This is a genomic window from Dokdonella sp. (assembly GCF_019634845.1).
Lineage (GTDB): Bacteria > Pseudomonadota > Gammaproteobacteria > Xanthomonadales > Rhodanobacteraceae > Dokdonella_A.
In genome coordinates this window covers 38079-50277 of sequence record NZ_JAHCAQ010000001.1, presented here as the reverse complement: position 1 = coordinate 50277, position 12199 = coordinate 38079, and the positions used below count along the sequence as shown (strand labels likewise).

Below are 12199 nucleotides of genomic sequence, written 5' to 3'. Positions count from 1 at the left end.
GCGCGCAGGCACTGCGGCGACGCGCGGCGGTCGCGTTCAGGGCCGGTCTGGCGGGTCTGCGCCGCTGCCCCGCGTGTCGAAGCGCCCGGCCAACAGCTTGCCGAGCAACGCCACGCACAGCGCCAGGCCAATCGCCAGCAGCCACTGGCCGAGCCGCCGCTGGTCGTCGATGAGATAGTTGCTGCACAGCGACTGCGGGGCGACGAGGTACAACCAGCCGAGCCGGAAGCAGGTCGCCACCGCTTCCATGCAGAACACCCCGCGCAGCACAAAGCCCATGCGCGGCCAGGACAGCGCAAACGGTGCGCCGATCAGCAGGGGCACGCCGGCGAACTTGACCAGTGCCACCCATGGCAGGTCCACGGCGGCATCGAGCGCACGCGGCAGCATCCATGGCAGCGCGGCAACCGAGGCCAACAGCAACCCGCTGCAGCCGCCGCGATCCCACGCCGCCAGCGCCGTGCCCAGGCGTGCCGGCAGCGCCGCCGCCAACCAAGCGCCGAGCAGCGCCAGCAGCGGCAGCTGCACGAGCATCTGCAGCGTCATCGATGCCTCCAGCGTGCGGCGCAGCGGGGGCGTCGCCAGCAGCACCACGGTCAACAGCGCGATCGCCGCGCGCGCACGCGCATGACGCTGCTGGCTCATCGCAGCAGCCATTGCTGCACCGCGCCTGCCACCACGCCGGCTGCACCGGCGTCGAACACGTCGACGAGGCGCCCCTGCGGATCGACCAGCATGATCGAGGCGTTGTGCACGTAGCCGCCTTGGCCATCGGCGATGACCTTGATGCCGAATGCCTGCGTCAGCGTGGCCAGCTCGGCGGCATCGACGGGCCTTGCCGCGCTCCAGCCGTGGCCGCGATCGGCAAAGCGCCGCCGATACGCGACGAGCCGTGCGGGATCGTCGTGCTGCGGATCGAAGCTGATGCTGAGCAGGTGCAGGCGACCCTGCGCCAACGGCTGCGCCAGCCGATCCTGCAGTTGCGCAAAATCACCACCCAGCACGCTGCAGTAGCTCTGGCAGCGCGTGTAGATGAAGTCGACGAGCAGCCAGCGCCCGCGATAGTCGCGCAGGTCGATGAAGCTGCCGTCGTCGGCCTGCAGCCTGAGCGCCGGCAGCGCACGCGGCGCCTCGCGGATCGCCAGCCGCCGCGCCGATTCGGTGGTGAAGGCCCGCAGTCCGTCGCTGGCGGCGTGCAGCGTGGCGCCGCCCGCCGCCACGATGAACAGGTCAAGCAGCAGCGTTCGCAGCAGACTCGACACTGGGCGCCCGCAACAGGCCGGCAATGATGCGCGCGGCGAAGTAGAGCATCGCCAGCAGCACGAGACTGGCGCCGATCGCGCCGACGCGGTCATTCATGATCCACGCCGGCAGGTGCGATGACATGCGCCGCGCCACGCTCATGTGGCCGGCATCGAGGAAGGCCAGCGCGAATACCATGCCGCCGACGAGATAGACCGGCACGCCGATGCGATCGGCAGCCGAATCGGGCGCTGCGCCGCGCCGGCTGCCGACGACGTGATACAGCAGCGCAAGCACCATCGGCAGCACGCCGAGCAGCAGGTAGAAGTGGAAATGCCCCGGCACCCACTGCGTGTTGTGCATGACGCGGTTGATGCCGATCGTGCCGTCGAGGATCGCCGGCACGATGCCGGCCGCCCAACCGAACAGCGACAGGATCATCAGCCGCGCCGGCGTGGTCCAGCGCATGCCCGAACGATGGATGTTGTTGAGCGCGCCCCACACGGTGACGAGGAATACCGGGAAGCCCGCAAGGTAGGACACCACCTGGCCTGTCACCGACACCCAGCGCGGCTGCGCGTAATCCATCAGCAGGTGATGCGGGAACACGATGATGACGAACACGCAGCTCGCCGCCCATGACCACAGGAATGGCCGCGAGATCGCGTAGGGTCGGCCCGAATAGCGCGCCAGCAGCTCGTAGACGGCGATCACGCCCATGTAGATCGCCGCGTTGATGTACATGTGCCCGAACCAGTAGGTGAGGTTCTTCGCGTACAGCGCGTTCATCGTGAACCCGGGATAGGCGATCGCGACGAGATACATGACCAGCACCACCGCGCCGGCGAGGATGCCGAGCGAGTTGGCGATCACCACCATCGTGCCCGCCACCACGGTCTTGGGATGGTCGGGATCGATGGTGCCGCCGAACAGCCACTGCAGGCCCATCGCGCGGCCAAAGTTGCCATAGCGGGCGATGATGCCGGCGGCGGCATCGAGGTAGAACAGCAGCGAGCCGACACCGATGAACAGGTAGCCGACCATGAAGCAGGCGGCTGCGCTGTTTTCCCACATGCCCATCGGATGGGTCGGCAGCGGATACAGGAACGTCCACAGCCCGGCATAGCGGCCGATGAAGATCGCGCCGATGATGATGAGCGCACCGGTCAGGAACAGCAGGTAATTGGCGAGGAAGGCCCACAGGTGCAGCGTCACGTACTTGCGCAGGAAGAACCACATGACCGCGGTGGTCGCCAGCGACATCGTGCCGACCATGCCGGCACCGTGCATCGACAGGATCCGGTAGAACAGGTCGGGCGGCACGTTCAGCCACAACCCCTGCCCCATGCGCATGATGAGGCCGAGCGTCATCATCAGCACGAACAGCAGCAGCGCGCTGACCATGTACAGGTTGAAGGTGATGCGCTCGCCGCGCGGCAGGCGCTCGGATTGCGGATACAGCGTCAACGCAGCCATCTCAGCCTCCCGTCGCTGCGGCGACTTCGAACGCACTCACCATCGGTGCATGGCCGAGCCCGCAGTACTCCAGGCACATCACGCGGTAGGTTCCCGGCTCGGTGAAAGTGTGCAGGATCTTGTTGGTGAAGCCCGGCATGGCCTGGGTCTGGATCGCGATGCGGCCGTTGGGCGCGTAGATCGCGAAGCCGTGGTTGACATCGGCGCTGGTGACGCGGAATTCGACCGGCGAGCCACTGGTCAGGCGCAGCATCGCGCCCGGTTGCTGGCCCGGTTGGCTGAGCTGCCACGACCATTGGCGCGCCTGCACGTCGACCACCTGCGCAGCGTCGAGCGCCGCATGCTGCAACGGGATCGGAAAGCGATGCAGGCTGACGTAGCTGGCGGCGATGAACACCGCCACCAGCGCCCAGAACAGTCCCTTGCGCAGGCCGGCGCTACGCCGCTGCGCGGCAGTCTGCGCCGCCGGGTCGATGCGGTTGCCGGCGTTGACGATCACGTAGAGGAAAGCCAGCGCAACCAGGCCCATGCCAGTCAGCGCAATGGTCCACACGAGGTTCTGCAAGATCACGGCCCCTCCCGCTCGCGGTCGGACCGTCCGGTTCTACTCTCGTGGCGGACGCGCTGTCAAATCGGCAGGTGGCTGCGCATCGATGCGGACGTGGCGCGGCGGGCCAAGCCGTCAGGCCGCACGCGGTTGGCGCATGAGGATCGCGAGCAGTGCCGCCAGCGTGTCGCGCAGTTCGCGGCGATCGACGATGAGATCGACCGCGCCATGGTCGAGCAGGAATTCGGAACGCTGGAATCCTTCGGGCAGGGTTTCGCGCACGGTCTGCTCGATCACGCGCGGCCCGGCGAAACCGATCAGGGCCTTGGGTTCGGCGACATTGAGGTCGCCGAGCATGCCGAGGCTGGCCGACACGCCACCCGTGGTCGGATGGGTCAACACCGACACGAACGGCACGCCGGCCTCGCGCAGGCGCGCCAGCGCGGCCGAGGTCTTGGCCATCTGCATGAGCGAGTACAGACCTTCCTGCATGCGCGCGCCGCCGGTGGCCGAAAAGCACACCAGCGGCATGCGCTCGGCCAGCGCGAGTTCGGCACTGCGCGTGAATTTCTCGCCGACCACCGAGCCCATCGAGCCGCCCATGAACGCGAAGTCGAACGCGCAGGCCACGCACGGCAACGACTTGAGCGTGCCGCGCATCGCCACCAGCGCGTCCTTCTCGCCGGTCGCCTTCTGCGCCGCGACCAGGCGTTCCTTGTACTTCTTGGAATCGCGGAACTTGAGCGGGTCGGTCGCCTCCAGGGTCGTGAACAGCTCACGCGCGCTGCCGGCATCGAACAGCGCTTCGAGGCGGGCACGGGCGCGGATCGCATGATGGTGGCCGCATTTGGGACACACCATCAGCGCCGCTTCGAGCTCGGGCTTGTACAGCACCGCGCCACAGCCGTCGCACTTCTCCCACAGGCCCTCGGGCACCTTGCCCTTGGCCGTGCCATTGCTGCTGCGCGAACGCGGACCGACCAATTTCTGCAACCAGTTCATGGGAATTTCCGTAGCCAGCGATCACCCGCCGCAGCGGGATCGGTCAGTTGGATTGATGCCGCTCCTGGCGCGCGTGCGTCCCTGCGTCCAATGCCGCGCGAACCGGGGCGACGAACTCGCGCGCCCTTGCTCGCGCTTCATCGACGCTTGCCGCACCGGCCAGCCGCGCGACCAGCGCACTGCCGATGACGACCGCGTCGGCGAACGCGGCGATCGCCTGCGCGGAGGTCGCGTCGCGGATGCCGAAGCCAACCGCCACCGGCACCTTGGCCCATTGCCGCAATCGCTCCACATGGGCGCGCACCGCACCCACATCGATGCGATCGGCGCCGGTGATGCCGGCAAAGGACACGTAGTATAGGAAACCGGCCGCTTCCGCGCAGATCCGCGCCAGGCGCTCCTCGCCGGTGGTCGGCGCGGCGAGCAGGATCTGCTGCAGCCCGGCCTCGCGCAGCGGCGCCGCCGTGGCCGCCTCCTCGATCGGGCAGTCGACCAGCAGGATGCCATCGACGCCGGCCGCCACCGCTGCGTCGGCGAACCGCGCAGCGCCGTGGATCTCGACCGGGTTGAGGTAGCCCATGAGCACGATCGGCGTCGTCGCGTCGCGCTGGCGGAACTCGCGTACCCAGCCGAGGATCGTCGCCAGTTCGACGCCGTGCGCCAGCGCGCGTTCGCTGGCGTGCTGGATCACCGGCCCGTCAGCCATCGGATCGGAAAACGGCACGCCGAGCTCGATGAGGTCGGCGCCGGCGGCGACCAGCTCGTGCATGATCGCGACGGTGGCGGCCGGCAGTGGATCGCCGGCCGTGAGGAAGGTGATGAGGCCGGTGCGGTCCTGCGCGCGCAGCGCGGCAAAACGGTGGTCGATGCGGCTCATAGCGCAATGCCCTCGCGCGCGGCGATCGTGTGCACGTCCTTGTCGCCGCGCCCAGACAGGTTGCACAGCACGAGCCGGTCGGGCGGCAGGTCCTGGGCAAGCTTGATCGCCTGCGCCACCGCATGGCTCGATTCGAGCGCCGCCAGGATGCCTTCGCTGCGCGCGAGCTGGTGAAACGCCGCCAGCGCTTCGGCATCGGTGACGCCGACGTACTCGGCGCGCCCGCTGTCCTTGAGAAACGCGTGCTCGGGGCCGACGCCGGGGTAATCGAGGCCGGCCGACACCGAATGCGTCTCGGTGATCTGGCCGCCATCGTCGCACAGCACATAGGTGCGGTTGCCATGCAACACGCCGGGCCGCCCGGCGGCGAGCGAGGCGGCGTGACGACCCGTGGCGAGACCCTCGCCGGCCGCTTCGGCACCGACGATGCGCACCTGCGCGTCGTTGAGAAAGGCGTGGAACAGGCCGATCGCATTGGAGCCGCCGCCAACGCAGGCGGTAATGACATCGGGCAGGCGCCCGAACTGTTCGAGCATCTGCGCCCGCGCCTCGCGACCGACCACCGCGTTGAAGTCGCGCACCATCTGCGGATACGGATGCGGCCCGGCAACGGTACCGATGATGTAGAACGTGTCGGCGACGTTGCTGACCCAGTCGCGCATCGCCTCGTTGAGCGCGTCCTTGAGCGTCCTGGAACCGGCGGTGACCGGCACCACCTGCGCCCCGAGCAGCTTCATGCGATAGACATTGATCTTCTGCCGCTCGATGTCGGTGGCCCCCATGTACACGACGCAATCGAGACCGAAACGCGCACACACGGTGGCGGTCGCCACGCCGTGCTGACCGGCGCCGGTCTCGGCGATCACGCGCCGTTTGCCCATCGCGCGCGCGACCATCGCCTGGCCGATCGTGTTGTTGATCTTGTGCGCGCCGGTGTGGTTCAGGTCTTCACGCTTGAGCAGGATCTGGGCGCCGCCGACCTGCCGCGACAGGCGCTGCGCGTGGTAGATCGGCGAGGGACGACCGACGTAGTGCTTCAGGTCGTGCTCGAACTCGGCGCAGAAGGCGGCATCGCGGCGCAGGCGCTGGTAGGCGGCGCTGAGCTCGGCCAGCGGCGCGATGAGAGTTTCGGCGACGAAGGACCCGCCATAGGCGCCGAAGCGGCCGCTGGAGTCGGGGAACTGGTTGTAGTCGATCACCGCGGAAGGCGCGGTGGCTGGGTTGCTGGGCATGAACGTCTCCACACGAAGGCTTGCAGTCGCGCCGCGATGGCGCGGGCCTGGCTCGAACCGGCGAACGGACGCGGCGACGCTATCGCACGGCGGCGGCGGGCACACGGCGCCAGCGGCGCAGCGAGCGGCCGAACGGGGCGGACAGGCATGGGACGTGAATCATCGTGCGCATCTTAACCCGGATCGCCGCCGCCGACTTCAGGCCGGGGCGGCGTCGGCCTGACGCACGGCCGCCACGAAGGCCTGCATGCGCGCCGCATCCTTGATGCCGGGCGCGCTTTCGATGCCGCTGGACACATCGACCGCGAACGGACGCGCCAGCGCGATTGCCGCGCCGACGTTGCCCGCGTCCAGGCCGCCCGCGAGCAGCAGTGGCCGCGCGAGCGAATGCGGCACGCGCGCCCAGTCGAACGCGCCGCCGCTGCCGCCGGCCTCGCCCACCGCGTGGCTGTCGAGCAGGAACCCGCGCGCCTGCGGATGCTGCGCGACGTACGCCGCCACGTCGCTGACCGAGGCCATCGGCACGGCCTTGAGGTAGGGCCGGGCGCAGCGCGCCGCAAAGGCCGCACTCTCCTCGCCGTGGAACTGCACGAAGTCGGGCTGCACGAGTGCGCAGGCGTCGGCGACCCAGGCCAAGTCATCGTCCATGAACAGGGCCACCGCGCTCACGAATGGCGGCAGCAGGCTGCGCAGCTCGCGCGCCAGCGCCGGTTCGACGCAGCGCCGGCTGCGTCGCGTCAGCACGAAACCGACCGCATCGACGCCGAGCGCGATCGCGGCCTGCACGTCCTCGGCGCGACGCAGGCCGCAGAACTTGATGCGCGTGCGGCTCATGCGCCCGCCCCCGGCGCTCGCCGCGGCAGGAGCGCCGCCTGCGCGTCACTGAGCGTGCACTGCGGCGGCAGGCACCACTGGGCCGGGTAGGCGGGCGCGACGAACACGAGTCCGGCCGCAGCCGCGGTCGGCCCGGCCACGGTGCGGTCACGCCCCTGCAGCAACTGGGCGAGCCATGCCACGGGCCGCTCGCCGCGCCCGATCGGCAACAGCGAGCCCACGATGTTGCGCACCATGTGATGCAGGAAGGCATTGGCGGCGATGTCGATGGTGACGACTTCGCCGCTGCGCGCGACATCGATCGCCTGCACCTGGCGCATCGGCGTGCGCGCCTGGCACTGGGCCGTGCGAAACGCGCTGAAGTCATGCTCGCCAAGCAGCGCCTGCGCCGCCGCGTGCATCGCGCCGGTGTCGAGCGCGCAGCGCTCCCAGGCCATGCCGCGCGCATCGAGCGCGGCGCGCATCGGACGATTGAGGATCGTGTAGCGGTAGCGGCGCGAACGCGCCGCAAAGCGCGCATGGAACTCATCGGCCACCGGCTGCGCCCACAACACGGCGACATCGGCCGGCAGGTTCGAGTTGGCGCCGAGGGTCCAGGCACGCGCGCTGCGCACTGCCTCACTGTCGAAGTGGACGACCTGGCAGCGCGCATGCACGCCGGCATCGGTGCGGCCCGCGCACGTCACCTCGACCGCGTGCGCGGCCACGCGCGACAACGCCGCCTCGACCACGCCCTGCACGGTGCGGCCATGCCGCAGGCGTTGCCAGCCGAGGAAGTCGGTGCCGTCGTATTCGATACCCAGTGCGATGCGCATGGCCGGATTGTAGGACCGCCGAAGGAATCGAGGACCTGCTCGCGGGTGGCGCGAGCGGGCACCGCCGCGCAAAAAACAAGGGAGCCGCGCGAAGCGGCTCCCGTTCCAGTGCAGCGAGCGGGCCCGTGCGATGCACGGGCCTCGCCGGCGCTCAGCGCATCTGCGCGATGAGACGCTGCGCCTCGGCCTTCTGGGTTTCGTTGCCTTCGCTGGCGACTTCCTCGAGCATCGAGCGCGCTCCATCGGGATCGCCCATGTCCATGTAGGCCTTGGCCAGGTCGAGCTTGGTGGCGACGGCATCGGCATCGGCGAAGAAGTCATCGACCGGTGCCGGCGATGCGGCTTCGACCACGGGTTCAGGTTCGGCGGCCATGTGCGCGTCCTCGAGCGGCGGAAGATCATCAAAGCCGAAGCTCTCGTGAGACAGATCCTGTGCCGGCAACGACTCGTTCGCGTGTGGCGGCACGAAGAAGCCGAAATCGGGCTTGCCCGCCGCCGGGACATAGGACTCGGGCGCAGCATGTGATTCCAGATGCGCCTCGTGGTGACGATCCGCTTCCTCGCTGTCGTCCGCAGCGAACTCGGCATACTGTGCCTGTCCCGCCATGTCGCCGGACGACACTGCCCACAACGGGTTGTGCGGTGCGAGTTCCTCGCCCATCGCCTGCACTTCGGTCCACTCCAACTGGTGCGGATCGTGCACGTGTGCATGCATCGCCTCGGCGACCTGCTCGAAGCGTTCCACATCACGCTCGGCGTAATGGATGCTGAGCAGTTCGAGATAGGCACCGAGGTTGCCCGGATCGGCGGCGATCTGATCGTGCAGGTGCGCGATGTCGGCCTCGACGGCCTCGTGGCCGCCCGCGGCGGTCGTCGCCCCATCGGCGAAAGCATCGGCGATCGAGGGCGCACCCGCCGCTGCCTTGGCTGTTGCGGGCGCCTTGCGCTTGCGCATGCCGAGGAAGCCGAGCAACAGCAGCACCACGGCGCCACCGATGGCGGCGGGCTTGACCCAGGGCGCGTCGTACCAAGCGGGCGCCGGGGCGGGTGCCGGTTTGGCTGCCGGCGGCGGCGCTGCCGGCTTGGCTGCCGGCGTGGCCGGCTTCGCGACCGGTGTGGCCGCTGGTGCCGCTTCGCCGGGTTTGGCGGTCGCCTCGGCACCGGCGGCGGCCGGCGCTGGCGTCGCTGCGGTCACCTCGCCACCCGCCTTGTCAGCGGCTGCCGGCGCGGCCTTGCCGATATCGGCCGCCGCCGCAGGCGCGGCGTGATCGGCCGTCGCGGGCGCTGCAGCCTTGTCGGTCGGCGTGGCATCGGTGGCGGCGGGCGTCTTGGCGGCGTCGCCCCAGATGTCCTTCTTGTCGATCGCGGCCTCGGCCGGTTTGGCATCGGCCGGTTTGGCATCGGCCAGCTTCGGTTCGGCGGGCTTGGGTTCGGCCGGCCGGCTGTCCGCCGGCTTCGTCTCGGCCACGGCCTTGGCCGGCGTCGCCGGTGTTGCCTTGGCCGCCGCCTGCAGCTCCTTGAGCTTGGCCTGCAGTTCGGCGATTTCCGAATCCTTGAGCGAGATCAACCGCTCGTTCTTGCTGCGGATGTCTTCGAGATCCTTGACGCGCGACTTGAGTTCGCCGGACGCCTGTTCGCTGGCGGCAAGCGCTTCCTTGGCCCGCGCCAGGTCGCGCGCGGTCTCGCCGTTGGCGGTACCGCCACTGCTGCCCGCGCCGGGCTTGTCGGCCATCGCCAGACTGTCCTTGCCCGCCTTGGGCGGCACCAGCGCAAGCCGCTCCGCGGCGCTGTCGGTGGCCGCGGGCTTGGCCGGCGCGGGCGGTGCCGGCCGCGTGGCGGGCGGCGCGGTACCGGCCGTTGCGGCCACGCGCGTGGCATTGGCGCGTCCACCACGCCAATCCTCGATCTGCGCGTGCACCTGCTGTGCGGCCGCGGCCGCCGAACCAATGGCCTGTACCTCGTCGGCACTCGGCACGCGCAGGATCACGCCGCGCTTGAGCATGTTGATGTTGTTGCCGTAGAACGCGTCGGGGTTGCTCTTGAGCAGGGCCAGCATCGTCTGGTTGACGTCGGCATTGCCCGCGCGCACCGCGCGCGCAACGGTCGACAGCGTTTCACCGGCCTGGGTGGGGCCGTATTCGCCCTCCACCGCCTTGCGCGACGGGCTCGGCGCCACTGCCTCCTTGGCCACCGCAGGCGCGGCGGGCGCAGCCTTCGGCGCGGGCGCAGGCGCCGCCTTCGGCGCCGCAGGTGCCGGCTTGGCTGCAGCAACGGCAGCCGGCGCCGCTGCCGGCGCGGCAGCCGGTGCCGTGATCGGCGGATCGAGCAGCACCGTGTATTCGCGCAGCATGCGGCCCTTGGGCCAGTTCGCCTCGATGAGGAAGTCCAGATAGGTGGAGCGGACCGGTTCCTTGCTGGTCACGCGGATCACGGTCTGCCCCTGCGCATCCTTGCCCACCGCAAACTCGAGCGGGACGCCGAGATTGCTGCGGCTGATGCCGAGACGTTCGAAGTCTTCCTGGTCGGCCAAGCTCACGAGCAGGCCTTCGGCCTCACCGGGCGTGCCCTGGATGACCGGAATTTCGGCCTGCAGCGGCTGGTTGAGCCGGGAGGTGACGCGCACGGGCCCGAGGCCGAGCGCCATTACGTTCGTTCCGGTCAGCGCGAGCGCGATTGCCAGCGACAGTTGCAGCGGTCGTTTCATCTGAACGTGCTCCCCACAGCCTCATGGACCCGCGTTTCCGGGCTTTCTCGAAACGACCTTATAACACAATCGTAACTATCCATAGTAGATACGATTTCACGGAATTCGCCCCGATCGGGCACCACGCCGCGACCCGGCCACGGCGCCATGTGGCCCGCAGCAATCGCGCGCAAGTGATTGAAGCGCAAACGACCGGGCCGCTCGCGACCGGCCGGCCGCAGCGCTGCCGGTGGCAGCGTCACGCGCTGCGCCACACGTCGACGGCGTGCGCCAGCCGCCTGCAGTGCAAGCACTCGAGGCCGCTGGCAGCGGGCTGCGCGACGCCGGCATCGACGTCGGGACCGGCGCCGCGACGGGCTAGAGGTGATCGCGGATCAGCAATTCGGCGATCTGCACCGCGTTGAGCGCAGCGCCCTTGCGGATGTTGTCCGACACCACCCACAGGTCGAGTCCGCGCGGATGCGAGATGTCCTCGCGGATGCGTCCGACGAAAACCGGATCCTTGCCGGCGACATCGCCGACCGGGGTCGGATAGCCGCCGGCACGGCGCTCGTCCATCAGCACCACGCCTTCGGCGGCCGCCAGCAGCTCGCGCACGCGCTCGACACCGATCTTGTGGCGGGTCTCGATGTGCACGGCCTCGGAGTGACCATAGAAAACCGGCACGCGCACCGCGGTCGGATTGACCTGGATCGACTCGTCACCAAGGATCTTGCGCGTCTCCCATACCATCTTCATTTCTTCCTTGGTGTAGCCGTTGGGCTGGAAGTCGTCGATGTGCGGGATCACGTTGAACGCGATCTGCTTGGGGAACTTGGCTGGCACGACCTCCTGGAAGCTCAGCAGCGCCGCAGTCTGGCTGCCCAGCTCCTCCACGCCCGAGCGGCCCGCACCCGACACCGACTGGTAGGTCGCCACGTTGATGCGCTCGATCCCGGCCTCGCGGTGGATCGGTGCCAGCGCCACGAGCATGCCCATGGTGGAGCAGTTGGGATTGGCGATGATGCCGCGCGTGGTGTACTGCGCGATCGCCTGCGGGTTGACCTCGGCCACCACCAGCGGGACGTCGTCCTCGTAGCGGAACTCCGAGGTGTTGTCGATCACCACGGCACCGGCCGCCGCCGCGCGCGGCGCGTGCACGCGGCTGACGGCGCCGCCAGCCGAGAAGAAGGCGATATCGACGCCATCAAAGTCGTGGTCGGCGAGGTTGCGCACCGTCACCGATCTGCCGCCGAACTCGACCGTGCCGCCAGCCGAGCGCTCGCTGGCCAGCGCCACCAGTTCGCCGACCGGAAACCGGCGCTCGGCGAGGATCGCCAGCAGCGTCTCGCCGACGGCGCCAGTGGCGCCGACCATCGCAACCTTGTACCGCGTGTTCGCGTTCATCGATCGTCATCTGTGCCAGTTGGAGAAATGCCGCCATGCCACGGCGGTGCCGGCCCGGGCGAGCACGCAGCGCCTGCAGCGCTC

General features: G+C 69.3%; 11 protein-coding genes. All 11 read right to left on the bottom strand.

The genetic code is table 11. The annotated features are described in order from the left end of the window. Positions 1-36 precede the first annotated feature (36 nt). Positions 37-645, bottom strand: coding sequence for a hypothetical protein (locus KF903_RS00205; RefSeq protein WP_291209626.1), 609 nt, complete (start codon positions 643-645; stop codon positions 37-39). Then, the gene (locus KF903_RS00200) at positions 642-1262 is read right to left on the bottom strand and encodes an SCO family protein (protein WP_291209624.1); all 621 of its coding nucleotides are present in this window, start codon (positions 1260-1262) and stop codon (positions 642-644) included. Before KF903_RS00200 ends, KF903_RS00205 begins: the two co-directional genes overlap by 4 nt. Beyond that, a complete protein-coding gene (locus tag KF903_RS00195) occupies positions 1231-2718 on the bottom strand; it encodes a cbb3-type cytochrome c oxidase subunit I (protein ID WP_291209622.1) in 1488 nt (495 codons plus the stop codon). Before KF903_RS00195 ends, KF903_RS00200 begins: the two co-directional genes overlap by 32 nt. Before the next feature lies 1 nt (position 2719). Then, positions 2720-3289 carry a cytochrome oxidase gene (locus KF903_RS00190; protein WP_291209621.1) on the bottom strand — a complete coding sequence of 190 codons (570 nt, stop codon included), beginning with the start codon at positions 3287-3289 and terminating at the stop codon, positions 2720-2722. A gap of 111 nt (positions 3290-3400) precedes the next feature. Further along, complete coding sequence (gene accD / locus KF903_RS00185) at positions 3401-4267, bottom strand: acetyl-CoA carboxylase, carboxyltransferase subunit beta (protein WP_291209619.1); 867 nt, start codon at positions 4265-4267, stop codon at positions 3401-3403. A 43-nt stretch (positions 4268-4310) separates the two neighbouring features. Next, positions 4311-5144 carry a tryptophan synthase subunit alpha gene (gene trpA, locus KF903_RS00180; protein ID WP_291209617.1) on the bottom strand — a complete coding sequence of 278 codons (834 nt, stop codon included), beginning with the start codon at positions 5142-5144 and terminating at the stop codon, positions 4311-4313. Continuing rightward, positions 5141-6376 (bottom strand): tryptophan synthase subunit beta, encoded by a 1236-nt coding sequence (trpB, locus tag KF903_RS00175; RefSeq protein ID WP_291209615.1) that lies wholly within the window; start codon positions 6374-6376, stop codon positions 5141-5143. Before trpB ends, trpA begins: the two co-directional genes overlap by 4 nt. Before the next feature lie 198 nt (positions 6377-6574). After that, complete coding sequence (locus tag KF903_RS00170; protein ID WP_291209613.1) at positions 6575-7210, bottom strand: phosphoribosylanthranilate isomerase; 636 nt, start codon at positions 7208-7210, stop codon at positions 6575-6577. Then, positions 7207-8025, bottom strand: coding sequence for a tRNA pseudouridine(38-40) synthase TruA (gene truA / locus KF903_RS00165; RefSeq protein ID WP_291209610.1), 819 nt, complete (start codon positions 8023-8025; stop codon positions 7207-7209). The genes KF903_RS00170 and truA overlap by 4 nt, the downstream gene beginning before the upstream one ends. Before the next feature lie 151 nt (positions 8026-8176). After that, positions 8177-10729, bottom strand: a complete 2553-nt coding sequence (locus tag KF903_RS00160) for a FimV/HubP family polar landmark protein (protein WP_291209608.1) — start codon at positions 10727-10729, stop codon at positions 8177-8179. 357 nt (positions 10730-11086) lie between these two features. Next, positions 11087-12115 carry an aspartate-semialdehyde dehydrogenase gene (locus KF903_RS00155; RefSeq protein ID WP_291209606.1) on the bottom strand — a complete coding sequence of 343 codons (1029 nt, stop codon included), beginning with the start codon at positions 12113-12115 and terminating at the stop codon, positions 11087-11089. Positions 12116-12199 lie beyond the last annotated feature (84 nt).